The sequence below is a fragment of the Pseudomonas mandelii genome (assembly GCF_006438925.1).
Classification (GTDB): Bacteria; Pseudomonadota; Gammaproteobacteria; order Pseudomonadales; family Pseudomonadaceae; genus Aquipseudomonas; species Aquipseudomonas mandelii_C.
In genome coordinates this window covers 1-24,305 of sequence record NZ_RCZA01000008.1, presented here as the reverse complement: position 1 = coordinate 24,305, position 24,305 = coordinate 1, and the positions used below count along the sequence as shown (strand labels likewise).

18 protein-coding genes and 1 pseudogene are annotated in these 24,305 nt (G+C 60.6%); 4 read left to right on the top strand and 15 right to left on the bottom strand.

Annotated features, from left to right (window positions below; all coding sequences use genetic code 11):
- The first annotated feature begins 130 nt into the window (after positions 1-130).
- Together EAH74_RS19015 and EAH74_RS19010 are read left to right on the top strand one after the other, a co-directional pair.
- Complete coding sequence (locus EAH74_RS19015) at positions 131-718, top strand: phage tail protein (RefSeq protein ID WP_140680337.1); 588 nt, start codon at positions 131-133, stop codon at positions 716-718.
- 55 nt (positions 719-773) lie between these two features.
- Positions 774-1,085: a DUF6916 family protein gene (locus EAH74_RS19010; RefSeq protein ID WP_140680336.1), complete on the top strand. Its 312-nt coding sequence runs from the start codon at positions 774-776 to the stop codon at positions 1,083-1,085.
- A gap of 98 nt (positions 1,086-1,183) precedes the next feature.
- Here EAH74_RS19010 and EAH74_RS19005 read toward each other — a convergent pair whose 3' ends face one another.
- Genes EAH74_RS19005 through EAH74_RS18990 form a run of 4 tightly spaced genes read right to left on the bottom strand, consistent with a single transcriptional unit; the run spans position 1,184 to position 5,876 of the window.
- Positions 1,184-1,678 carry a GNAT family N-acetyltransferase gene (locus tag EAH74_RS19005; protein WP_140680335.1) on the bottom strand — a complete coding sequence of 165 codons (495 nt, stop codon included), beginning with the start codon at positions 1,676-1,678 and terminating at the stop codon, positions 1,184-1,186.
- 11 nt (positions 1,679-1,689) lie between these two features.
- The gene (locus tag EAH74_RS19000; protein ID WP_140680334.1) at positions 1,690-3,786 is read right to left on the bottom strand and encodes an efflux RND transporter periplasmic adaptor subunit; all 2,097 of its coding nucleotides are present in this window, start codon (positions 3,784-3,786) and stop codon (positions 1,690-1,692) included.
- Positions 3,787-5,106: an efflux RND transporter periplasmic adaptor subunit gene (locus EAH74_RS18995; RefSeq protein WP_140680333.1), complete on the bottom strand. Its 1,320-nt coding sequence runs from the start codon at positions 5,104-5,106 to the stop codon at positions 3,787-3,789. It lies immediately after the preceding gene.
- The gene (locus EAH74_RS18990; RefSeq protein ID WP_140680332.1) at positions 5,103-5,876 is read right to left on the bottom strand and encodes an efflux RND transporter periplasmic adaptor subunit; all 774 of its coding nucleotides are present in this window, start codon (positions 5,874-5,876) and stop codon (positions 5,103-5,105) included. Before EAH74_RS18990 ends, EAH74_RS18995 begins: the two co-directional genes overlap by 4 nt.
- 466 nt (positions 5,877-6,342) lie before the next feature.
- Here EAH74_RS18990 and EAH74_RS18985 point away from each other — a divergent pair.
- Positions 6,343-7,033 (top strand): annotated as a pseudogene (locus tag EAH74_RS18985) (NYN domain-containing protein).
- Here the strand turns inward: EAH74_RS18985 and EAH74_RS18980 are convergent.
- From EAH74_RS18980 to EAH74_RS18925, 11 genes are all read right to left on the bottom strand, one after another.
- On the bottom strand, positions 7,014-8,600 hold the full coding sequence (locus EAH74_RS18980; RefSeq protein WP_140680330.1) for an efflux transporter outer membrane subunit: 1,587 nt from the start codon (positions 8,598-8,600) through the stop codon (positions 7,014-7,016). The pseudogene EAH74_RS18985 and the gene EAH74_RS18980 overlap by 20 nt on opposite strands.
- Positions 8,597-9,667, bottom strand: coding sequence for an HlyD family secretion protein (locus EAH74_RS18975; protein WP_140680329.1), 1,071 nt, complete (start codon positions 9,665-9,667; stop codon positions 8,597-8,599). The genes EAH74_RS18980 and EAH74_RS18975 overlap by 4 nt, the downstream gene beginning before the upstream one ends.
- A gap of 26 nt (positions 9,668-9,693) precedes the next feature.
- Entirely contained in the window at positions 9,694-11,229 is a 1,536-nt protein-coding gene (locus EAH74_RS18970) for an MFS transporter (RefSeq protein WP_140680328.1), read from the bottom strand.
- Between the two features lie 220 nt (positions 11,230-11,449).
- Positions 11,450-12,370, bottom strand: a complete 921-nt coding sequence (locus EAH74_RS18960; protein ID WP_123369079.1) for a LysR family transcriptional regulator — start codon at positions 12,368-12,370, stop codon at positions 11,450-11,452.
- Between the two features lie 202 nt (positions 12,371-12,572).
- The gene (locus EAH74_RS18955; RefSeq protein WP_140680327.1) at positions 12,573-13,439 is read right to left on the bottom strand and encodes an ABC transporter permease; all 867 of its coding nucleotides are present in this window, start codon (positions 13,437-13,439) and stop codon (positions 12,573-12,575) included.
- 20 nt (positions 13,440-13,459) lie between these two features.
- Entirely contained in the window at positions 13,460-14,320 is an 861-nt protein-coding gene (locus EAH74_RS18950) for an ABC transporter ATP-binding protein (RefSeq protein ID WP_140680326.1), read from the bottom strand.
- 5 nt (positions 14,321-14,325) lie between these two features.
- Positions 14,326-15,351, bottom strand: a complete 1,026-nt coding sequence (locus EAH74_RS18945) for an ABC transporter substrate-binding protein (protein ID WP_140680325.1) — start codon at positions 15,349-15,351, stop codon at positions 14,326-14,328.
- A gap of 18 nt (positions 15,352-15,369) precedes the next feature.
- Positions 15,370-16,266: a TauD/TfdA dioxygenase family protein gene (locus EAH74_RS18940; protein WP_140680323.1), complete on the bottom strand. Its 897-nt coding sequence runs from the start codon at positions 16,264-16,266 to the stop codon at positions 15,370-15,372.
- A 303-nt stretch (positions 16,267-16,569) separates the two neighbouring features.
- Positions 16,570-17,937 carry an HlyD family type I secretion periplasmic adaptor subunit gene (locus EAH74_RS18935; protein WP_140680322.1) on the bottom strand — a complete coding sequence of 456 codons (1,368 nt, stop codon included), beginning with the start codon at positions 17,935-17,937 and terminating at the stop codon, positions 16,570-16,572.
- Positions 17,927-20,083: a type I secretion system permease/ATPase gene (locus EAH74_RS18930; protein ID WP_140680321.1), complete on the bottom strand. Its 2,157-nt coding sequence runs from the start codon at positions 20,081-20,083 to the stop codon at positions 17,927-17,929. The genes EAH74_RS18935 and EAH74_RS18930 overlap by 11 nt, the downstream gene beginning before the upstream one ends.
- 42 nt (positions 20,084-20,125) lie before the next feature.
- On the bottom strand, positions 20,126-21,478 hold the full coding sequence (locus EAH74_RS18925; protein WP_140680320.1) for a TolC family outer membrane protein: 1,353 nt from the start codon (positions 21,476-21,478) through the stop codon (positions 20,126-20,128).
- 359 nt (positions 21,479-21,837) lie between these two features.
- Here EAH74_RS18925 and EAH74_RS18920 point away from each other — a divergent pair.
- A partial coding sequence (locus EAH74_RS18920) for a retention module-containing protein (RefSeq protein WP_140680319.1) occupies positions 21,838-24,305 on the top strand: 2,468 nt, incomplete at its 3' end.

Below are 24,305 nucleotides of genomic sequence, written 5' to 3'. Positions count from 1 at the left end.
ATCAACTACGCTCTGGCGTGGCGTGACCCAGCCACGGAGATGAACGGAATCGGCAACTCGCAACGATCTGCCCGGATGCCCGGGCCACCCGCGTGGCGCGCCAGACAACTAACCTGAGGGATGAGGACTTATGGAAGTTTTTATGGGCACTATCCAGCCTTTCGCCTTTAACTATGCGCCCAGCGGCTGGGCCTTGTGCAATGGCCAGACGCTGGGCATCTCGCAATACAACGCGCTGTTCGCCCTGCTTGGCGTCAACTTCGGAGGCAATGGCACCGTCAATTTCATGCTGCCCAACCTGCAAGGCCGCATGCCGGTGTGCATGGGCAACGGGCTGAATCTGACCCCGCGCGTCATCGGCGAGTTCTCCGGGACCGAGAACGTCACCGCCACCATCACCAACCTGCCCAACCACACCCACGCCCTGTCCGGGCTCACGGCCACCACCACCCTGCAACTGGCCAGCCCGGCGAGCAGCCCGGTGACCAACCCGACCGCGACCAACTCGTACATCGGTGCCTCGGGCGGCGGCCCGGGTTCGGCGAGCATCTACTCCGATGCGCAAGGCGCTTCAGCCGTGCCACTCAAAGGCGTGGCCACCACGGTCACGGGAGAAATCTCGTCCGCGGGTAACGGCCTGCCGATGGAGACGATGAACCCGTTCCTGGTGCTCAACTTCAGCATCGCCCTGAACGGGTTGTTCCCTTCGCGCAACTGAGAAGCCGCCGGGGGGTTCAAATCCCCCGGCCACTTTCGATTCTTGGAGTGACGCCATGCTGCAACAGGTTCAAAGCCAACACTTTCAGGCGCTGCTGGGCAAGACGGGGACCCTGCGACTGCCGGATGGAAGTGAATTGCCGATCCATATCGACAGCCTTGAAGAAACACCCCGCTCGCGGATGCCCAAGAGCGAGCGCATGCCGTTCAGTGTCGAGTTCAACAGTTTGAAACCCACAGAGTTTGTCGATGGGTTGTGTGCGCTGGCGTTGCCGGAACTGGGTCAGGTGGAAAACATCTTTGTCTCCCGGGTGCCGGCCATGGGACGTGACCCCGGCGTGGGGTACTTTTACATCGCATTTAATTGATAGCCCTTAGAAGATCGCAGCCTTCGGCAGCTCCTACAGGTGTCCACAAAACCCCGTAGGAGCTGCCGAAGGCTGCGATCTTTTAGGTTCGACAAGGCCTAAGCGGGATACCACACCAACCGCTCCGCCGCCGGGTTGCGCTCTTCGACATGAAACCCCAGCGCCAGGTAATGCTGGCGCGCATGGGGATTATTAGCCCAGACCACCGTCGCTACCGGGCAACGAACCTGTTGCGCGGCTTTCTGCACACCTTGCAGCACCTTGCGGCCATAACCCTGGCCGCGAGCCTTTGGAATGAACGCCAGGTACAGCACACGAATTTCATTAGGGCCAAAATCAGTCGTTAGCGCACCGATGGCCGTGTCGAGCTTCTCGATCACGTAATGCATCGCGTTGGGGAAGCGTTCCCCCAGACCTTGCTCCTGCACTCGAAATTGCTGGGCCACTACCTGCTCAATCACCTCTTGCTCACCGTCAATCCATTGCAGATCCGGCCGCGCCGATTGATAGAGGCTATGCAGAAAAGCCCCATCGCTGGCCCGTGAAGGCCGAACCACCAAGCCGTCGGCCGCCACTGAATCGGTATTCGCCATCGTTGCTCTCCCTAAAAACCGCTTTCCCTTACGCCCAACGCCGCCAGCCGCCGCCAGGCGACACCCAGCAACGACTCGCCGCGCCCCTGCAACACCACAATGCCGCGCAAGGGTTGCACCGGCGTCGGCACTTCCTCGAGGACGCTCAACCGAGCCCCATATTGAGCCTGCACCGGCTCCGCTCTTTGATGCTGATCCCGGCGCACGGCAATCGGTCCATGGTGATCGGAGGTCAACGCTTCCTGATCGACAAAGGCTGCTCCGTTGGTGTCGATTTCGCTCAGTTGCACGGCGATCGCCGGGTGCATCGGATCGTCAGCGATGAAGCGCCCGTTGGCACCCGTGGCGACACGCCAGAGCTCGACCTCAGCCAGATAACCGCGCAACCGCGCGCCGTCTTCGACCACCCGCGCCAGCGGATCTTTGGTCGACAACCAGCGACCGACCGCCAACTGCGGCAACAGATCGCGCACCTTGCCGGCGTGGGGTGCCCGCAGCAACAGGCGCTCACGCTGGGCGGCCAGGCCTCGGTATTCCGCTACCGCTTCGGCCAGGCGCTGCTCGACGATACCGGCGTCGGCGGCGGTTTCACTGCGGCTGGCCTGGCGGCGCATCTGCAACTGCTGGATCTGGATTTCGCGGCGGACGATGGCCTGACGCGAATCCAGATCCGGGGATTCCAGTTCGATCAACACCTGGCCTTGGGCTACCGCTTCACCATCGTGAACATTCACCGTTTTGACCCGCGCCGCGACTGGCGCGTGCAAGGCACTGGCGCGGCCAGCCTCCAGCATCGTCGGCAACTCCACGGCGCTGCGCCACGGCACGACCAGCATCAGCAACAACCCAAGCAATACCAGGCCACTGAGCAGCACCCGAGGCGCATGCGCCTGTTCGCGGCGAGTCCACCATTGCCGCCACTCACTCATGATCGGCAGGAAGATGAACCACACCAGCTCCACCAGCATCAGGAAAATCCCCAACACCTTGAAGAACAGGTGGTAGACCGCCAGTGCAATCCCGAAAAACAACGCCGCACGCCACAGCCACGAGCCGTAACCCCAGATCAGCAAACGCCGTTGCATCTTCGTCGACCACGGCTCCGGCGCCGGCGCGCCGTAACCGAATAAAAACTCACGCAAGCGCCAGCGACAAAGGGCAAACGCACGCCCTTGAAGGTTGTCGACTTGCCAAAAATCGCTGAGCAAAAAATAGCCATCAAACCGCATGAACGGGTTGAGGTTGATCACCAGCGTGGTCATCCAGGTGGCGCTGGCGAGCATGAAGGCCGCCGTGCGTCCGGGACCGTCTGGCAGCAGCGACCAGGCGAGCAGCGCGATGCTCGCCAACAGCAATTCCGCCAACACGCCACCGGCGCCGATCAGCAGCCGCGCGCGACGATCATTGACCCGCCAGGCGTCGCTGACATCGGTGTAAAACATTGGCAGCAACACCATGAACGCCACGCCCATGCTCTGCACTCGACAACCGGCGCGCTTGGCCATGAAGGCGTGACCGAACTCGTGGCAGAGCTTGGCGAAGAACAGCGCCACGCCGAACGCCAGCGCGCCGCCAAGACTGAACAAATGCGGGAAGGTCGCGATAAAGCGCTGCCAGTCCCGTGACACCAGAAACACGCCGAGCCCCAGCGTCGCAGGCAGGCCATAGCGCAACGCGCGCGGACCGAAGCGCTCCAGCCATGGCCAGGCGCGATTGAGAAAAGCGTCCGGGCGCCACAGCGGAATACGGAAAAACAGGTATTGGTGCAGCAAGATCTGCCACAGCGACTGGCGTTGCGCGGCCGCTTTGAGGCTGTAACTGGCGCGCTGTTGCGGATCGAGGGCGGCGATCAGGTCGTGGCTGCGCAAAAAGCCCAGCAATTGCTCAAGCTCCGCGCCATCGAGCGGTAAACCCGGCTCGCGGTTGGCTGCACGTAACACCTGTTCAGGATCACCCAAGGACCAGTGGCGCAGCAGGCGCATCGCCGCCACGCCGAGTTTGAAATAGCGACCACGCACCGGATCGGCCAGGGTCCAGCGCGGCGAGCCATCGAGCGCCGGTGATGCAGGCGTCAGTTGCAAGTCTGCGCGCAGGTTCGGCAGGCTCATCTAAAACCCCACGCTCTGGCGCAAACCCGCCAGGGGTTTACGTAACAGGTACAGCGCCAGCGGCGCACGGTCACCGAAGACTTTCGCCGTCCCTCGCAGCCCGATACGCGGTGGCGTCTGCTGGAAACTGGCGTCGAGCCGATACGCCAACTGTCCGCCGGCCGTGGGTTGTGCTTCGTAAGCTGCGCGTTCAAGTCGAGCCAGATGCCGTTGCAACGGATCACTGTCGAGGAACAGCGCGACTTGCGCGCCCGGCTCCAGCGCAATCGCATCGCCCACCGCCAGTTCGATGCGTAACTCAGCCTGGGTCGGGTCGGCGATTTCCATCAGCCGCTCGCCGGTCTGCACCGGTTTACCGGTCCAGCGTTCCGCGTCGGCGAACACCGCAATACCGCCCCGCTCGGCGCGCACTTCACTGCGTTTGAGCAGTTCGCGGGCGTAATCCCGTTCAGCGCGTTTTTGCTCGACTCGTGCGGCCAGCAGATCGATTCTCGAACTCGATTCAGCGTCGGCGAACGAGCGCTGGGAATTGGCCTTCAGCTCAGCTTCAGCAACGCCCAAGGCGCGCTCGGCCACGTCGGCCTGAGCCCTGAGCGTGGTGCTTTCAAAGCGCAACAACAGGTCGCCGGCTTTCACCGTCTGATTGGGTTTGACCAGAAACTCGGCAATCACTCCGTCCAGCGGCGCCGCAACGACTCGGCCGCCCAGCGGAACAACTTCGGCCGGTGCCAACACCGATTGGCGCACCGGAATCAGCAACCCGAGCAACAACATCGCGAGCAGCGCCACCTGCCGTTTTCGTGTCCAGCGCAGTCGCCACGGTTTGCGTGGTTGCAGCGCCAGCCAGGCATGGCTGTAGGTGTCACCCAATTGCGACAGCAACACTTGCTCGGAAGGATTCCACGGCAGATCCCGCGCCAGCCACAGACCGCCAAACACCTCGCCTTGGTGATCGATCAGTGGCAGCCAGAACACCTGAGCCGCGGAAAGACTTTGCCAGTCCGCCTGAATCGATTCGCTGAGAACATTCGCCGGAATCACCCGCGCCTGTTTCAGCACCTCGAGCTTGAACAACTGCGCCACGGCTTGCTCGACAAACGCCACGAACGGCGCATTTGGCTCCACCGCACTGACACCCGTCACGGCCTGCACCTTGCCGGCAATCACCAGCGCCGCATGGCGAAAGCCGAACAGTGCCTGACCCTCATTGACCAGGCTGTAGGCCAATTGCGAAGGCGTACGCGCTGCACGGGTAAGGCGTTCGAGATCCAGAAACCTTGCGAAGACCTGTTCGGCGCCGCCCGCAACGGGCGCGTTCATTTAAGCTCCGCGAAACGTGCGGTGCCACTCATGCCGGCCAGCAAACCGTTGGCGCTGGGAAGCGTCGCGACCAACAGCAAGGTCTGACTGCCTTCGTCAATCCGCGCGCCGAGGCGTTTGATCGTGGCATCCAGTGGCTGACCGGTTTCATCGGGAACAAAACTGAAGGTCTGACCAGGCTTGAGCCGGGCCATCCAGCGTGACGGCACCAGCAGATGGATTTCCAGGGTGCGGTTGTCGACCACGTCCAGTAACGGCGCACCGGCGGCAACGCTTTCATAGCGCTTGACCTTGCGCTCGACGACCTGGCCATCGAACGGCGCCAGCACGCTGCAACGTTTGACCTGAACCTGATAAACCTGGGATTGCGCCTGAGTCTCGCTGACCTTGGCCTCGGCCCGCGCCACTTCAAAACGCCCGACCGAATTCAACGCCGCCAGTTGCTTGTTGTGGGACAGCTCTTCACCGGCGCCACGGCTTGCAGCCTGGGCCGCATTGAGCTGAGCCTGATAAGCCGAGCAATCAAAACGCGCCAGGGTGTCGCCCTTCTTGAACGACTCACCTTCACTGAACGGCAACTCGACAATACGCCCGGACAACTCACTGGCCAGCACCGCCTGATCCCGGGCACGCAACACACCACGGGCCTCACTGCTGGCATTTGCACTGCCGCTGCTGTCCAGCAGCGGATCATCTGGCGCAGGCGTTTGCGCCTGTACTACGCACGTTACAAAGGTCAATCCAATAACCCACACACGAACACGCCGCATAACCGTAACTCCCTGACGGATGAGCGGAGTCTATGACAGCGTGGGTGGGCGTCAAGCGGATGGCCTTCATTGGATAGAAATGTAATGTTTCAAAATAGCCAAATTTCTCAGCACAGATACTTAGGCTTTCCTTCAGTACCCCTCGGTAATAAATCCCACATCAAATTGGGAACATACACTTCAAACTTTTATCGAAATGCAGCACCTCAACACTCTTCCTGTAGCAATCACTAATAACTCAGGTCAACAACGCCTTGACCATAACCTAGGTCGGTGATCAAAACTGACTCGTCGGCGCTGGAGTGCATGCCGTCGTGTAGCTCCTGGTCAATCGGTGGTTGACGTGCGTGGCGAGCACGACTTAGGATTGCTCCAACTCAACCCCGTACGCAGAGATTCAGTTCTCTGGCAGTTGGGGTGAAGAAACCGGCCTAGGCCGGTTTTTTCGTTTTTGAGGATTAAGTTCGTGCGCACCGCTTTTTTTGTTGATGGCTACAATCTGTTTTACGGGTTGCTCGCGGGCACTCCCTATTAAGTGGCTCAACCTCAAAGGCCTGCTGGCCCATGTCACATATATCGAAAACCCGCAAAGCTCAATCATCTCCGTTGATTACTTCACTTCTTCCGTAAAACCGATACTCGCCACTCGGGGAAAAATCTCGAAAGAGGCTCAAGACTCCTATGTGCGAGCACTGAAAGCTACCAAAGTAGCAGTGCACTATGGCCGGCACTCGCTCGAACCGGCGAAAGCTCCGCGCTTCATCGACAGGAAAACAGGTGCTTCCCGTCAAGACAAGGTCGACATTTGGAAGCTTGAAGAGAAAGAAACGGATGTTCACATCGCGATCAGCATGTACCGCACTGCTACCAAGCAAGCCGCTCTTGAAGTGCATGACCGTATTGAACAACTCGTACTGGTTTCCAGCGACACAGACATGACTCCAGCCCTTAAAGCTATTCGCGAAGATTTTCCTGACATAACTATCGGGGTCATTCTTCCTCATCGAGCTGAATTGAACTGTCCTTCACCAGGTTCGCTGAAGGAACATTCCCATTGGATGCGTCGAGTCATCTCTGCAGAAGAGTTGCAGTCACACCAGTTCCCGGAACGCGCGCCTACCCGTAAAACGCCTGCCATCAAACCGGATTACTGGTAACTACGTTTGCCACTGGATACACCGACTCCCACCCCCCACCCAACGCCTTGTACAACCCGACCATTGCCAGCGACACCCCGGTAGAGCTCTCCACAAACTGCTCCTGAGTCGCCAACAACGCGCCTTGCACCGTCAGCACGTTAACGAAATCCACTACCCCTTCCACATATTGCTGTTGCGCGGTTCGCAGGGCGATCTGGTTTTGGCGGACGGCTTCGGCAAGGCTGTCGCGACGCAGTTGGCTGGCGTTGTAGGCCGTCAGTTGATCGTCGATTTCATGCCAGGCGCGCAGCACGGTTTGCTGGTAGGCGATGGCGGCTTCCTGTTGTTGGGCTTCGCGCAAGTGCAGTACGCCGCGCAGGCGACCGCCGTCAAACAGCGGCAGGCTGAATTGCGGGCCGATACCGAAGGAACGCGAGCCCCAGGAGCCGAAATCGCTGAGCTGCATGGCTTGCGATCCGATGTTGCCCGACAGGGTGATCCGCGGATAGAAATCACCCTTGGCCACACCGATGCTCGCGGTCGCGGCATGCAGGCGGGCTTCGGCCTGGCGGATGTCCGGGCGGCGTTCGGCCAGTTGCGACGGCAGGCCGATAGCAACCTGACGCGGGGTTTGCGGCACCGGGGCGTCTGTGGATAACTCGGCAGACAGCGATTGCGGCGGCTCGCCCATCAACAGGCTCAAGGCGTTGATCAGTTGCGACTGACGCTGCTCCAGAGCGGGCAGACGCGATTCGATAGCCGCTACCTGAGCGGCCGCTTCGGCGACATCCAGGTCGGTGGCGACACCGTCGGCCAGGCGCAGCTGCGAGAGTTTCAGGCTGTGGCGGGCGACGTCGAGGTTCTCCTCGGTGACGGCTCGCGTACTTTGCACACCGCGCAGCTGAATGTAGTCCTGAGCGGTCTCGGCGAGCACCGACAGCAGCACACCGCGCCGGTCGTTTTCCGCGACTTCCAGGGTGGCGTCGGCGGCTTCGGTTTCGCGACGCACACGACCCCAGAAATCCAGTTCCCAGGACGCGGAGAAGCCTGCGTCCCACAGGTTGTACGCCGAGTCGCCGTTGTGTCCCGACGGATCGTTCAAGCCTTCGCCGCTGTTGCGTTTACGCCCGTAGCTGCCAGTGGCGGCGGTATTCGGGTAACGGTCGGCGGTGATCACCTGACGCACAGCGCGGCTTTGCTGCAAGCGGCTGCTGGCGAGTTTCAGGTCGAGGTTGTCGGTGAGGGCTCGCTGAGTCAGGGCTGAAAGTTTCGGGTCGTGGAACGCTTCCCACCAGCGTTCGTCCATGGTCTCGGCGACGGCTTGGCTGGCGGCAGACCTGGACGGTGTCGACCACTCGGCGATTGGCTGTGCCTGAGGCTTTTGAAAGTCCGGGCCGACGGTGCAGGCTGAAAGGCTCATGACTAACAAGGCGCAAAAAGTTAGTTGAGGCCACCGGCCTCTTCGCGAGCAGGCTCGCTCCCACAGGGGATCTTTTTCTGCGCCATGAATCTGTGCATTACCTAAATCTAATGTGGGAGCGAGCCTGCTCGCGAAGACGTCAGCCCTATCAACGAAAACCTTCATCGTTGAGCGACCTCATGCTCATCGGTGGTGGCACTTGCCGTATCAATACTCGCCTCAACTGACATCCCCACGCGCAACCGTTCGGCCAATGCCAGACCCGGATCAAGGACGATTTTCACCGGAATCCGCTGCACCACCTTGGTGAAGTTGCCGGTGGCGTTGTCCGGCTTGACCGAGGCGAACGTCACACCCGTGGCCGGTGCGATGCTCTCGACTCGACCGCTCAGGGCCTCACCGCCGAGGCTGTCGACACGCACTTGCACGTCCTGCCCCGGCTGCACGTCGGTCAGTTGAGTCTCCTGAAAATTGGCGACCACATAGGCCTGCGCAAGCGGCACCACCGCGAGGATTTTGCTCCCCGGCGTGACATAGGCGCCGACCCGAACGGCGCGCTCGCCGACCATACCGTCCTGAGGTGCAACGATGCGTGTGTAGGACAGCTCGTAGCTGGCCATTTCCAGCGCCGCTTGCGCCCGTTTCAGCCCACCTTCCGCCGCGTCACGCTGGGCGGTGAGGATCTCCACCTGTTTGCGTTCCGCCGCCAGCACCGCCGTCACGTTAGCCAGCCGCGCGGTGGCCTGATCGATGCGAGTACGCGCTTGTTGGGCGTTCTGCACCGTGCCCGCGCCCACTCCGGCGAGATGGTTGTAGCGGTTCAATTCATGCTCGGCGAAGGCCATTTCAGCCTTGGCCGACACGGCCGTGGCCTGGGCTTGAGCGATCACCGAAGCCTGGCGTTCAAGGGTCGCACGGGCATTTTGCAGTTGCGCCCTGGCCACCAGGGTTTCAGCGTCTGCCGCTTGGGCGGCGGCACGCAAATCCCGGTCATCAATCAACGCCAGCAGCTGCCCGGCCTTGACCTGCTGGTTGTCCTCCACCAGCACTTCCTTGATGAACCCGGCCACGCGCGGCACCACCAGCGTGAAGTCCGCCGAGACAAAGGCGTCATTGGTGTTCTGTTGCGTGCGCTTGCCGAACAGGCCGGGCGCCAGCCAATACACCAGCACACCGAGCGCCACCACCGCGGCGACGCCAACAGCCACTTTTTGCTTTGATTGAGTCGTCATAAAAACCTTCTGTTTCAGCGAAGCATTCAAGTCGGCGCGCGCGGCGGATAGATCCGCGTCGGCAGCCAGAAAATCAGCAGGATCAGCGCCAGTGCGACGCCAGCCATGCACAGATAAAGATCCGATGCCGTCAGCACCACGGCCTGCTCATGCAGCCGGTGGGCAAGGCCCGCGCTGTCGGTGTCGACCAGGGGTGAGTTGCCGAGGTTGTCCACCAGCATCACCGAGTGGAAATGCAGCCTTGAGGTGGTCAACGCCTCCAGCACACCGGTGGCGATCACCGCCGCCAGGCCTTTTACGGTGTTGAACCAGGCTGAAGCGAAGGGCCCTTCCATCGGGCTGATGCTGCCGGTGGAGAGCATCAACAGCGGCAGCACCGCCATCGGCTGACCGAAGATTTGCAGCAGTTGCAGCACATAGAAGTCGTCGCGATTCCACACCGACGTCAGCTGCGACCCACCGATGCAGGACAGCGTCAGCATGCTCAGGCCAATCCCCAGCACCCAGCGGCAATCGACCCAACGCAGGTTGCACAACGCCGCCACCAACGGCAGCGCGATCAACTGCGGCAGCGCCGCCAGCAACATGATCGGCGCGGTCTGAACCGGGCGATAACCCTGGACCTGCGCCAGGTAACTGGACGGAATAATGATCACCGCCAGCAGCACCACCAACACCCCGGCCAGGGTCAGCAAGGCGAACGACAGATTGCGGATGCCGAGCATCTGCAGCTTGAAAAACGGCATCGGCTGCGACCATTCGTTGATCAGGAACAACACCAGCAACAGCAACCCACCACCGAGCAATCCGCAGATCAGGCTCGACTCGAACCAGTCCAGCCGATTGCCTTGCAAAATGCCGATCACCAGCATGCAGATCGCCGGAAACCCCAGCAGCAAGCCGCGCCAGTTGAATTGCTTGAAGCGCTCCAGGCGCAACGGGTCCTGGGGCAAGCCATACGCCACCGCGAGCATGGCGATCAGGCACGGCGCGATGATTTGCCAGAAGGTCCATTGCCATCCGACGTGTTCGGTCCACAACCCGGCCAGCGGAGTGCCGAGCCCCGGACCGAACGTCGCGGTCAGGGCATAACCGGCCAGCCCATAAAGCTTCACGTTGGCCGGCAAAAAGCGCAGCGCGACGGTCATCAGCATCGGCGGCAACGCACCGCCCGCCAGGCCTTGCAAGGTGCGCATGACCAGCAGGCTTTCGTAGTTTGGAGCGAACGGGCACAACACGCCCAACAGGGTGAATGCGCTGATGGCGCAGAGGGTGAACCGGCGCAGTGAGAACGTCACTGAGCACCACGGCGCGAAAGCCATGGCCGCCACCGAAGTCGCGGTGTAACTGGCAACCAGCCAAGTGCCTTCGTCGTAGCCGATGGCCAACGCGCCGCGGATGTCGGCCAGGGCAACCTTGGTCACCATTTCGTTCAGGCCCGACACCAGCACCGCCAATAACACGCCCACCAGGCCGATGATGATCCGTGGACCAAAGACCGGTGGCGTAACGGCAGCCGGGCTGGCCGCGGCGAGAGGCGCCGTGACCGTGAGGGAAGTCATGTACTGCAAGCTCCGGGGTTTGAATACCGAAGCATTTTAAGAAGCGCGGGACCTTACGAAAATTGACTTATTGGCAGCTTATAAATGCGCTGGACGCAGCAATACAAAACCCCTGTGGGAGCGGGCTTGCTCGCGAAAACGGTGTATCAGTCGCCATAGATGTTGAATGTGATGGCCCCTTCGCGAGCAAGCCCGCTCCCACAGGGGTAAGTGATCAGCTTCAGGTAGGTTGTGCGGCCAGCCACGTCTCGTCGCAACAGGCCTTGAGTGTTTCGCGCAGCCAGCGATGCGCCGGATCCTTGTCGAAACGCGGGTGCCAGGCCTGGGTCAGCATCAGGGTGGGCAAGGGAATTGGCAGCGTGAAGGAACGTAGCTTCAGACCCAGGCGCTGGACGCTCAGCAATGCCTCCTTGGGTACCGGCAGAATCAAATCGGAATCAGGCAAGGCAAACATCGCCGCATGGAAACTCGGCGCAATCACCGCCACCCGCCGTTCCAGCCCCAAGGCGTTGAGCGCGGTATCGATCGGGCCACGGGCGATGCCGCGACGGGACATGCTGATATGGGAAAACCCGGCGAAACGTTCGGCCGTGATCTCCTCGTCGAACAGCGGATGGTCTTCGCGAACCAGGCCGACGAAATGAGTAGAGAACAGATTCTGAATCTTCACTTCCGGGGTCAACGGCCGGGTATTGCTGATGCTCAGGTCGATCCGCCCTTCGCGCAGCGCTTCGTCATCGCCATCGCCTTCCGGCACAAAACGCAGTTCGCAGTGCGGCGCCTGACGATCCAGAGTGTCGAACAGCTTTCCGCCGTAAACGCCGACGAAAAAGTCATTGGCGCGAATACTGAACCGACGGCGCAATGTGCCCAGCTCCACCGCATCGGCCGAGCGAAACAACAGCGCAGCCTGTTCCACCACGTCACGCACCTGCTCGCGCAACGCCAGCGCCTTGGGCGTCGGCACCAGGCCACGACCGGCGCGCACCAGGATCGGATCGCCGATGGCCTCGCGAATACGCGTCAGCGTCCGGCTCATCGCCGCCGGGCTGAGGTTCATCCGCCGTGCGGCGCCCACCACACTGCCCTCGTCGAGCAAGGCGTCGAGGGCGACCAACAAGTTCATGTCCGGGAGTTGCATGCTGAGCACTCGTGTCTGATCTGGATTAATGCAGACGCAATGCTAGCAAACATCCCCCGGCTGATGTGTTGGCTGATCTGGCCCCTTCGCGAGCAGGCTCGCTCCCACAGTGGATCTTGAGCGGATACAGATTTTGTTTTCGACACAAAACCTGTGGGAGCGAGCCTGCTCGCGAAGGGGCCAGACCAGACACCATAGAACTTTACCGCTGCATCCCCCACCGCTTCACGGTGACCCGCTCCAACGTATCAAACACCAGGTTTTCCACCAGCAAGCCGATCAGGATCACCACCGCCAACCCGGCAAACACCTTGTCGGTGTACAACTCGTTGCGGTTCTGGAAGATGTACCAGCCCAAGCCGCCCTTGCCGCTGGTGGCACCGAACACCAGTTCGGCGGCGATCAGCGTGCGCCAGGCGAAGGCCCAGCCGATTTTCAGTCCGGCGAGAATCGATGGCAGCGCTGCCGGGATCAGGATGAACAGCACGAAACGCATGCCTTTGAGGCCGTAATTGCGCCCGGCCATGCGCAGGGTTTCCGAAACGCCAAGAAACCCGGCATAGGTATTCAGCGCCAAGGCCCAGAGCACCGAATGCACCAACACAAAAATAAGGCTGTTCTGCCCCAGGCCAAACCACAGCAGCGCCAACGGCAACAACGCAATCGCCGGCAGCGGGTTGAACATCGAGGTCAACGTACTCAATAGGTCGCGACCGAACTGCGTCGACACCGCCAGCGTGGTCAGGGCAAACGCCAGGACGATGCCGATCAGGTAACCCTTGAGCAACACCACCAGCGAAATCCAGACTTTGCCCAGCAACTCGCCACTGAGCAAGCCGCCATACAGCGCGCTCCCGGTTTGCAGAAAACTAGGCAGCAGCAGATCGTTGTCCTGAACACGGGCAACCACCTCCCACAGGACCGCGAGCAAAATCAGGATCAGGCTTTTGCGTAACCAGCCTTGTTGCCACAGGCGCTGACCGAGCGGCAATTCACGCTCCAGCGGCACACTCGTCAGTGGCTGCAACACTGTTTCAAATTCTTCACGCGGGGATGGTAAAAGGCTCATCGGGCACTCCTCTCAATGGCTCAATAAGCGATGCGGATGTCGGAGAAATCCAGCTCACGCTCGGTTTGCGGGGACTGACCTTCATCGAACAACAACCGATGAATGCGCCGCGCCGACTCCTGAAAGGCCACGCCGCCAAGGCTGTGCAAGTCGTATTGATGCCTGTGGACTTCCGCCCGCACCCGCCCCGGATGCGGCGACAGCAGCAGGATTCGATTGCCCACCACCAGCGCTTCTTCGATGGAGTGCGTGACGAACAGCAGCGTGAAGCGCACTTCTTCCCAGAGCAGCAGCAATTCTTCCTGCATCTTGCGGCGGGTCAGCGCATCGAGGGCGGCGAAGGGTTCGTCCATCAAGAGGATTTTCGGCTGCATGGCCAACGCCCGAGCAATCGCCACCCGCGCTTTCATGCCGCCGGACAAGGTGTGCGGATAAACATCGGCAAACGCCGCCAGACCGACCTTTTCCAGGTAGTGCAGCGCCCGCTCCTCGGCCTCTTTACGCTTGAGGGTTTTCGAGGCAAGCAGCGGAAACATCACGTTCTGTTTGACGGTTTTCCACGGCGGCAGTTGGTCGAACTCCTGGAACACCACGATCCGGTCCGGCCCCGGGGCATGAACGGTTTGCCCCTGAAGACGGATTTCCCCTTCACACGGCTGGATGAACCCGGCGACCGCCTTGAGCAACGTTGATTTGCCGCAACCGGACGGCCCGAGCAGTACAAAGCGGTCTGCCGGATCGATTTCAAAACTGACCTGATGGGTCGCACGAACCACACGCTGTGGCGTGCGGTATTCGAGGCTGACGTTGTCGACCGACAGCAGCGCTTGGGCTGCCGCGATCGGTTTGCTGACCGTGTGGCCTTGCAAAGGGGCGTTCATGTCGGTCAGCTCCCTTGCAACGGTTTGGCGTCCTGGAAGAAGTAGTCCTTCCACGAATCCGGTTTGTTTTTGATCGCGCCGACGCGGTAGAGGAACTCGGCCAGCGGGTAAGTGTTTTTCGGCGTGACGCTGAATTCGAACTGCGGGTTATCAATGATTTTCAGCAGCGCGGCACGGTCGATTTTGGCCTTGGTGACACGGATGTACGTGTCCGCCGCCGCGCCTTTATCGTTCTGGGCAAACTCGGCCGCCTCAGTCAGCGCCTGGACGAACGCCTTATAAGTTTTCGGGTTCTCGTCGCGGAATTTCTCGGTAGCGAACAGTACTGTCGGCGAGTTCGGGCCGAGCACGTCATTGGAATTCAGCACAACGTGGACGTTAGGGTTGGCCAGCTCTTGATCCTGAAATGGCGGGTTGGAAAAGTGCCCGGTCAACTCGGTGCCGCCGGCAATCAGCGCCGCCGTGGCGTCGGGGTGCGGAACGGCGATGGTGTACTTGTCCAGGCGATTGAATTCCTTGTCGCCCCACTGCTTGGCGGCCGCGTATTGCAAGAGGCGCGACTGCACCGACACGCCGACCGCCGGTACCGCGATGCGGTCCTTCTCGGTGAAGTCAGCGATGGTTTTGACCTTGGGATTGTTGCTCACCAGGTAGTACGGGAAGTTGCCGAGGGAGGCGACGGCTTTGACGTTCTGCTTGCCGCGGGTGCGGTCCCAGATGGTCAGCAGCGGACCGACGCCGGCGCCTGCAATGTCGATGGAACCGGAGAGCAACGCATCGTTGACCGCCGCACCACCGGAGAGCTGGGTCCAGTCGACCTTGATGTCGATGCCTTCCTGCTTGCCGTACTTCTCGATCAGGTTTTGATCGCGCACCACATTGAGCAACAGGTAAACAATGCCGAACTGCTCGGCGATGCGGATTTCACCTTCAGCGTGGGCCACGGTCGGCGCCACCAGGCTGCCGGCGATCAGGCTGAAACCCAGGCCGATGGCCGCGGCCAGCGGTGCAAAGGGAAGACGTTTGGACATGAGAGTTTCTCCGACAAATCAGAAAGGCGCGTCGCCCTGGATGGTGGTGCGATACAACTTGCGGCGCAGGTAGCTCGGGCATCCGGCGGCGAGATGAATCAGCGAACGGTTGTCCCAGAACACCAGGTCGTGGGCCTGCCATTGATGGCGGTAGATGTTTTGCGGCAGCACGCTGTGGGCGTAGAGCTCGTCGAGCAGTTGCTTGCTTTCGTCTTCCGGCAAACCAACGATGCGGGTGGTGAAACCCTCGCTGACGAACAACGCCTTGCGGCCGTTTTCCGGGTGAGTGCGAACAATCGGGTGGACCACTTCAGCCACCTGAGCAAGCTGCTCAGGCGTCAGCGTCGGGCGCCAGTTGCCTTCGAATTTGGTCTCGCTGTAACGCGCCGTGTAGGAGTGCGCGGCCGAGCGACCTTCGACGGCTTTACGTAGCGCTTCGGGCAGGTTGTCCCAGGCTTTGTGCATGTCGGCGAACAGCGTGTCGCCGCCCTCGGATGGCAGCTCCTGGGCGTGCAGCATCGAGCCCAGGCTTGGCAGTTCTTTATAGGAAAGGTCGGAATGCCAGAACTTGCCGGCGTCGCCGAGGCCGATGGAATGGCCGTTTTCGATGATGTTGGAAACGATGAGGATTTCCGGATGCCCGGCCAGCAGGAATTGCTTGAGCACGTGGATCTGCAACACACCGAAACGGCGGCTGAAGGCAATGTGTTGCTCGGGGGTAATGCGCTGGTCGCGGAACACCACGACGTGATGATCCAGGTGCGCGCGGTGGATGCGGGCGAAGTCCTGATCATTGATCGGGCGGGACAGGTCGAGGCCGATGATTTCGGCACCGACAGCGCCGCTGAACGGGCGGATGTCGAAGGTTTGCGGCGCGATGTTCGCGGCGCTTGGGGAAACCGTTGCTGCAGACATAAATCACTCCCACGCACGGCACGCTCAAGGGCGCGCGCGTCGATCAAGAAACTCACGGAGGTCCCGTGTTGGTTCGTGTCGTGCGGCGCGCCGATTGGTCGGCAGGTACGCAGGAGAGTGACTTTATAGATATAAGAACTTAAATTTAAATACCGTTAGCGAATAACGATATGGCTTTTGAGTTGCAGTGCATTTGATGCCGCCATCGCGAGCAAGCTCGCTCCCACATTGGTTCTGTGTTGTTCACAAATCCCCTGTGGGAGCGAGCTTGCTCGCGATGAGGCCATCAGCCCCGGCAGAGATCTACCGCTCGTGCAAAGCTTCAGCCCGAGCCCGGATAATCGGCTTGAGCAGGTAGCTGAGAATGGTCTTCTTGCCCGTGATGATATCCACCGAAGCCACCATCCCCGGGATGATCAACAACGGCTTTTCATCCGTCCCCAGGTGACTGCGATCAGTGCGCAGTTTGATGATGTAGTAAGTGGTTTTCTTGTCTTCATCGGTAATGGTGTCAGCACCGATCTGCTCAAGCTTGGCCTTCAGCCCACCATAAATGGTGTAATCGTACGCCGTGAACTTCACCGTCGCTTCCTGCCCCGGATGCAGGAAGGCGATGTCTTGCGGGCGAACTTTCGCTTCCACCAGCAAGGTGTCGTCCAGCGGCACGATTTCCACCAGGTCGCTGCCCGGCTGGATTACGCCGCCAATGGTATTGACCAGTAATTTGTTGACGATGCCGCGCACCGGTGAGGTGACCAGCGTCCGGCTGACGCGGTCTTCCAGGGCTTTGCCGGTGGCTTGGGCCTTGTTCAGATCAGTGCGTGCTTCATTGAGTTGAGTCAGTGCTTCACTGCGGAATTTGCCACGCGTCTCGTCGATCTTGCGCTGCACTTCCTTGATCGCCGATTGGGCGCGAGGAATGGCCAGGGTGGTCGCGTCCAGTTGCCCGCGGGTTTCAACCTCGGCGCGCTTGAGTCGCAGAACTTCAACCGGTGATACCGCGCCCTGGGCCACCAACGGCTCGGACATGTTGATTTCCTGACGCTGCAACGCGAGACCGCTGCGGTACTGCGACTGTTTGGAGGTGAACTCGCGCAGCTCTTGCTGACGCTGGATCAACTGCTCCTCCAAACCGCCAATTTCATCGTGCATCTGCTGACGGCGACTGATGTACAGCGACTCTTCGCTGGCGGCCTGGCCAGGCACGGCTTTCAGAACGTCAGGGGGGAAGTTCAACGGACGATCGTCGACTTCCGCGCTCAAGCGTTCTACTCGCAACAGCATCGAGCGTCGATCGGCTTCGGTTTCGCCGACGTTGGAGGCGAATCGCGTGTCGTCCAGGCGAATCAGTGGCGCGCCGGCTTCGACGATCTGCCCTTCGGTCACGAACAACTCGGAGACGATGCCGCCCTCAAGGTTCTGGATTTTCTGGATCTTGGACGAGGGAATCGCCTTGCCGTCGCCCTTGGTGACTTCGTCGATCACGGCGAAGTTGGCCCAGAGCATCAGGAACACGAAGAAGCCGATGATCGCCCAGATGGTCAGCCGCACCACACGTGGGGCGTCTTCGATCAGCGCTTTGTTGACCTCGGGCAGTGGCTGGCCATGCAGCGAATCGGATCCTTTGAAATAACGGCCGATCGAATTCTTGAAACCCGACTTAAGCAACACTGATCTGCCCCTTCTTCAACGCTTCCATTACCGCGGCTTTCGGGCCGTCGGCGAGAACCTGCCCGCGGTCGATGACGATCAGACGATCCACCAGCGACAACAGCGAAGCCCGGTGCGTCACCAGCACCACGGTTTTGTTTTCAACCACCGCCGCGAGGCGTTGCTTGAGGCGTTCTTCGCCGGTGTTGTCCATGGCGCTGGTCGGTTCATCGAGCAGCAGGATCGGCGGGTTGAGCAACAACGCACGGGCCAGGGCGACGTTCTGACGCTGACCGCCAGACAGGTTCTGCCCACGCTCGCCGACTTGCAGCTCATAACCCTGCGGGTGCAGGCGGGCGAATTCATGCACACCGGCCAGTTCGGCAGCTTGCAGCACCATTTCGTCTTCGACATAACGCGCGCCCGACACGAGGTTGTCGCGCAGGGTCCCGGCCAGCAGCTGGATGTCCTGGGCCACGTAGCCAATGTTGTGGCGCAATTCGCTGACGTCGATCTGACGGATATCGACGCCATCCACCAACAGGGCGCCATCGTCCGGCTGGTAGAGGCCGACGAGCAGTTTGGCCAGGGAGCTTTTCCCCGAGCCGCTGCGCCCGATGATGCCGATCTTCTCGCCAGGCTTGATGATCAGGTTGATGTTCTTCAGCGCCGCGTTCTGTTGGTTCGGGTAGGTGAAGTTCATCTGCCGGCATTCGATGGCGCCTTGCAGCACTTTGCGGCTCAGTGGACGCTCTTCGAAATTGCGCTCTTGCGGCAGCTCCATCATCTGATCGACCGAGGTCATGGTCACCCGCGCTTGCTGGTAACGCGTCAGCAGGCCGGACAGCGAGGCCAGCGGGCTGAGCGCGCGGCCGCTGAGCATGTAGCAGGCGATCAAACCGCCCATGCTCAGGTGACCGTCGATGATCTGGTACACGCCGAAGACGATCATGATCACCCCGGCCAGTTGCTGGATCAGCAAGGTGATGTTCATCGCCAGACCGGAGAGCATTTTCACCCGCAACTCGAGGCGGCTGAGGGTGCCGATGGTCTGCTCCCACTGATATTGGCGCTCGCTTTCGGCGTTGTTGACCTTCACTGCATCGAGGCCGGCGAGGGTTTCGATCAGGCTCGACTGACGCTCGGCGCCCAGCGCCATGGTCCGCTCCATGGTCGCCACCAGTGGCTTCTGCAAGGCATAGCCGATGAGCAGGGCAATCGGGAACGCCAGCACCGGAATCCACACCAGATGCCCGCCGAGAATCGCGATGACCATGAAGATCAGCAGCGTAAACGGCAGGTCGATCAGGCTGGTGAGGGTCAGCGAAGCCAGGAAATCCCGCAGGCTCTGAAACTCATGGATGTTCTGGGCAAAGCTGCCGACCCGTGCGGGACGGTACTTCATGGCCATGCCGACGATGCGCTCGAACAACGTGGCCGAGATGATCAGGTCGGTTTTCTTCCCGGCCAGATCCAGGCAGAGGCTGCGCAGGCTCTTGAGGATCAGGTCGAACAGGTACGCCCCGGTGATGCCGATGGCCAATACCCACAAGGTCGATTCGGCCTGGTTCGGTACGACGCGGTCGTAGACGTTCATCACGAACAGCGGCGCGGCCATGGCAATGATGTTGATCAGGAAACTGGCGGCGATGGCGTCGGCGTACAGCCAGCGCGAACGCTTGAGGGTGTCGCGGAACCACGAACGCGCACGCGGGATCAGCGTGCCGTGATTGACGTCGAATTTGTGCTGGGGTTGAGCGAAGAACACTTTGCCGATGTAGTCATCGGCCAGCAGTTCACGGCTGACAACACTTTCGCCGCCATCGCTTTCGCTGAGCAGCAGGCGCGCCTGGTCGTCATCTTGCCAACCGAGCAGGACGGCACTGCGACCATCCTTGAGCAACAACAGCGCCGGCATGGCAATCGCCGGGATCTGTTCCAGTTTGCGTACCAGCACCCGCCCTTGCAGGCCGGCGCGAGCGGCCGCGCGGGGCAGCAATTCAACGCTCAGGCGCTGCTTGGGCAACGGCAGGCCGGTGGTCAACATCGCGGCGCTGGCCGGTTTTTGATGCAGGGTGCAAAGAGCCAGCAAGCCGTCCAGTAATGGATCGTCGTGCAGCGCGCGTGGATCATGAATGAGTTGAACTCGACTGACTTCTGATTCCACGCTCGGCACTCTTGGCTAACAATTGAACAACGAAGGTTCTGCTCAGTTCATACCGGGCAGTTGAACCTTGGGCTTCACGTCGTTTTGCACGACGGATGCCAACGGTGCGACCACTCCCTGGCTCTTGAGCAACTCGCCCATGGTCGCCTTGATTCGGTACTGAGTAAATAACTGAATGTTCTTGATCTCCGCCAGGCGACGAGAAGCCGAGAACAGCTCGTTTTCACTGTCGAGCAGGTCGAGCAAGGTGCGTTCGCCCAGACTGAACTGCTTCTGGTACGCGGTGCGCACGCTGGTGCTGTGATCGACATATTGCTGGGCGATCGGCACTTGGGCATTGGCGTTGTTCAAGGCATTCCAGGCCAGGCCCAGTTCTTCGTTCAACACGCGCAAGGCATTGTTGCGAATATCCAGTGCCTGGGTGGACAGGTAGGACTTGGATTCCAGTTCCGCCTTGTTGCTTCCGCCGGCATACAGATTGAAGCGCATGCGCAACATGGCCTGCCATTCGTTGCTGTGACCGTTCTGGCCGTCGATGTCGTTGTCGGCGGTGCGACCCAATTCGGCATCGAAGCGCGGGTAGAAGGTCGACTTGGCCGCCGCGTACTGTTCCTCGGCAGCGGCGATGTCCGACTCGGCGGAACGCAGGATCGGGCTGTTTTCCAGCATCTGCGCCCGGGCTTCATTCAGGTTGGCCGGCAACAGCGCCATGAAATCGGCAGGACGCTCCAGCTGATCGGGCATCTGGCCGACGGCGCTGAGGAAGGTGGTCTCGGCGTCAGCCAGGTTGGTTTGCTCGGTGATCAGATTGTTGCGGGCCTGGGCCATACGCGCTTCGGCCTGATCGAGGTCGGCGCCGCTGCCCACGCCGCGCTGGGTGCGCAGTTTGATCTGGTCGAAAATCCGTTCGTGGCTCTTCAGGTTGTCAGTCGCCAGGCGCACGAATTCGCGGCGGGTCAGTACGTCGAGATACACCTGAGCGACGGTGAGCGCGGTGCGTTCGGACGTGCCCAGCAAAGAGTAGGCGCGGGAATTAACAGTGGCTTGTTGACGCCCCACTTCACTCGACGTCGCAAAACCGTCAAACACCATTTGCGACAACCGCACGCTCGATTCGCTGCGATTCAAGTTTTCCCAGTGATTGTTGTTGCCACCGGCACGCGTGGTGACATTGTCAGTGCCTTCGCGACCGTAACCACCCAGCAGATCGACCCGTGGGAGGTATCCACCTTTTGCTGCCTTTAACTGATAATCCGCGGCCAATCGACTGTTAACGCCTGCCTGGATCTCCGGATGGACATCCAGTGCCTGTTGCATGGCCTCCGGGAGGGACTGCGCCTGAACAAAACTGGCGGCAAGGGCGAAGGGTAAAGCCTTGAGCAGGTGCAAACGCATGGTTGGAGTTTCCAGGATTTACTTGTCTTGAATCACTGCAGAACGTGCCGCTGCATCGGATGATGACAACCGGAATGACCGTGTGTCGGAAAGTTGCATTTTGGAACTGCGTCACACTCTCTGGCACGGGCCAGCGCTTAAATATCAATGTGACATTACGGGGGGGAGTGTTTAGGATGGCGTGCACAAGGTCAATAGTTTGGCATAAAGTTTATATCGAAAAAATATAGCCAATTTATTGACGATTAACCGCGTCAAAGTTGTGCCTCTAAAATCTTGAAAGTACGTCCAGACTGATTTGGCGAACACGCCATCAGGTCCATGGAAGTCAACTGAACGTGACACCCGGAGAGTCTTCAATGAGCAGTGTTGTGGCCATCGTCAAAAGCATTGTCGGTCAGGTTTTCGCTGTGTCCCCAGAGGGCGTGCGACGCGTACTCGTTGAAGGCGATCGGTTGTTTGTCGGCGATCAGGTAGATACTGGCGCGGCAGGTGCTGTCACGCTCGAACTGGCTGATGGCCGAACCCTGGACCTTGGCCGTGACACTCAGTGGAGCGGCAGCGACCCGGATTCTAGCGCTGACCTTGCACAAGCCACTGCACAAGCCGCGCCATCGGTTGAAGAGCTGCAGCAAGCCATCGTTGCCGGTGCCGACCCGACCAAAGACCTTGAAGCCACCGCAGCCGGCCCGACAGCTGCCGGCACAGGCGGCGCGGCAGGTGGCGGCCACAGTTTCGTGATGCTGGATGCAACCGCTGGCCGGGTCGACCCGACTATTGGTTTCCCAACCGGCGGTCCTGATTCCACTGCCACAGCCACCACGCTCGATATCGGCAATCAGAACACCACAGCCACCAACGCTCCGGGCGTACTGACCGCTGATACGGGCACACAGGCCGAAGACAGTGTCGCGACCGGCAACGTGCTGACTAATGACAGCGATGCCGACACGCCACTCAGCGTCGCCAGCTTCACCGTCGCCGGCATGGCCGGCAGTTTCACCGCAGGCCAGACGGCGACCATCGTCGGTGTCGGTACGTTGACCATCGGCAGCAATGGCGACTACAGCTTTACTCCGGACGCCAACTACAACGGCGCCGTACCGCAAGTCACGTACACCACCAACACTGGCTTGACCAGCACGCTGGATCTCACCGTGACGGCGGTCGATGATCCGAGTGTCTTGACTGCAGACACACAAACCATTGCAGAAGACGCTACAGCGACCGGCAACGTGCTGGGCAATGACAGCGATGTGGATAACACCCTGAGCGTGACCGGCTTCACCGTCGCCGGTGTCACCGGTTCCTTTACTGCGGGTCAAGTCGCAACGATCGCCGGCGTTGGCACGGTGACTATTGCCGCCAATGGCGACTACAGCTTCACCCCGGTCGAGAACTACAACGGCGCGGTGCCGCAAGTCAGCTACACCACCAACACCGGCGCCACCAGCACCCTGGACCTCAGCGTCACCCCGGTCGATGACGCGAGCGTACTGACCGCTGATGCCCAAACCATCGCCGAAGACACCGTTGCCACCGGCAACGTGCTGGGCAATGACAGCGATGTCGATAACACCCTGAGTGTTGCGACTTTCACCGTCGCTGGTGTGACCGGCAGCTTCACCGCCGGTCAAGTCGCAACGATCGCCGGCGTCGGCACAGTGACTATCGCCGCCAATGGCGACTACAGCTTCACCCCRGTCGAGAACTACAACGGCGCCGTGCCGCAAGTCTCTTACACCACCAACACCGGTTCCACCAGCACCCTGGACCTGAGCGTCACCCCGGTCGATGACGCGAGCGTGCTGACGGCTGATAGCAACACCGTCGCCGAAGACACCACGGCCACCGGCAATGTGCTGACTAATGACAGCGATGTGGACAACACCCTGAGCGTGACCGGCTTCACCGTCGCCGGTGTGACCGGTTCCTTTACTGCGGGTCAAGTCGCAACGATCGCCGGCGTTGGCACGGTAACTATTGCCGCCAACGGCGACTACAGCTTCACCCCGGACACCAACTACAACGGTGCCGTGCCGCAAGTCAGCTACACCACCAACACCGGCGCCACCAGCACCCTGGACCTGAGCGTCACCCCGGTCGACGACGCGAGCGTGCTGACCGCCGACGCCCAAACCATCGCCGAAGACACCGTCGCCACCGGCAACGTGCTGAGCAATGACAGCGATGTCGATAACGCCCTGAGTGTTGCGACCTTCACCGTCGCCGGTGTGACCGGTTCCTTTACTGCGGGTCAAGTCGCAACGATCGCCGGCGTTGGCACGGTGACTATTGCCGCCAATGGCGACTACAGCTTCACCCCGGTCGAGAACTACAACGGCGCGGTACCGCAAGTCAGTTACACCACCAACACCGGTTCGACCAGCACCCTCGGCCTCAATGTCACCCCGGTCGACGACGCGAGCGTGCTGACCGCCGACGCCCAAGCCATTGCCGAAGACGCCGTTGCCACCGGCAACGTGCTGACTAATGACAGCGATGTGGACAACACCCTGAGCGTGACCGGCTTCACCGTCGCCGGTGTCACCGGTTCCTTTACTGCGGGTCAAGTCGCAACGATCGCCGGCGTTGGCACGGTAACTATTGCCGCCAACGGCGACTACAGCTTCACCCCGGACACCAACTACAACGGTGCCGTGCCGCAAGTCAGCTACACCACCAACACCGGCGCCACCAGCACCCTGGACCTGAGCGTCACCCCGGTCGACGACGCGAGCGTGCTGACGGCTGATAGCAACACCGTCGCCGAAGACACCACGGCCACCGGCAACGTGCTGACTAATGACAGCGATGTGGATAACAC

What these genes read in the sequence shown, in the direction of transcription:
- EAH74_RS18990 (WP_140680332.1), bottom strand. Translation starts at nt 5,876, where the DNA reads ATGCGGCGTGTTCGTGTGTGGGTTATTGGATTGACCTTTGTAACGTGC.
- EAH74_RS18925 (WP_140680320.1), bottom strand. Translation starts at nt 21,478, where the DNA reads ATGCGTTTGCACCTGCTCAAGGCTTTACCCTTCGCCCTTGCCGCCAGT.
- EAH74_RS18975 (WP_140680329.1), bottom strand. Translation starts at nt 9,667, where the DNA reads ATGACGACTCAATCAAAGCAAAAAGTGGCTGTTGGCGTCGCCGCGGTG.
- EAH74_RS18995 (WP_140680333.1), bottom strand. Translation starts at nt 5,106, where the DNA reads ATGAACGCGCCCGTTGCGGGCGGCGCCGAACAGGTCTTCGCAAGGTTT.
- EAH74_RS18945 (WP_140680325.1), bottom strand. Translation starts at nt 15,351, where the DNA reads ATGTCCAAACGTCTTCCCTTTGCACCGCTGGCCGCGGCCATCGGCCTG.
- EAH74_RS18960 (WP_123369079.1), bottom strand. Translation starts at nt 12,370, where the DNA reads ATGCAACTCCCGGACATGAACTTGTTGGTCGCCCTCGACGCCTTGCTC.
- EAH74_RS18950 (WP_140680326.1), bottom strand. Translation starts at nt 14,320, where the DNA reads ATGAACGCCCCTTTGCAAGGCCACACGGTCAGCAAACCGATCGCGGCA.
- EAH74_RS19010 (WP_140680336.1), top strand. Translation starts at nt 774, where the DNA reads ATGCTGCAACAGGTTCAAAGCCAACACTTTCAGGCGCTGCTGGGCAAG.
- EAH74_RS19000 (WP_140680334.1), bottom strand. Translation starts at nt 3,786, where the DNA reads ATGAGCCTGCCGAACCTGCGCGCAGACTTGCAACTGACGCCTGCATCA.
- EAH74_RS18955 (WP_140680327.1), bottom strand. Translation starts at nt 13,439, where the DNA reads ATGAGCCTTTTACCATCCCCGCGTGAAGAATTTGAAACAGTGTTGCAG.
- EAH74_RS18980 (WP_140680330.1), bottom strand. Translation starts at nt 8,600, where the DNA reads ATGAAGGTTTTCGTTGATAGGGCTGACGTCTTCGCGAGCAGGCTCGCT.
- EAH74_RS19005 (WP_140680335.1), bottom strand. Translation starts at nt 1,678, where the DNA reads ATGGCGAATACCGATTCAGTGGCGGCCGACGGCTTGGTGGTTCGGCCT.
- EAH74_RS18940 (WP_140680323.1), bottom strand. Translation starts at nt 16,266, where the DNA reads ATGTCTGCAGCAACGGTTTCCCCAAGCGCCGCGAACATCGCGCCGCAA.
- EAH74_RS18970 (WP_140680328.1), bottom strand. Translation starts at nt 11,229, where the DNA reads ATGACTTCCCTCACGGTCACGGCGCCTCTCGCCGCGGCCAGCCCGGCT.
- EAH74_RS19015 (WP_140680337.1), top strand. Translation starts at nt 131, where the DNA reads ATGGAAGTTTTTATGGGCACTATCCAGCCTTTCGCCTTTAACTATGCG.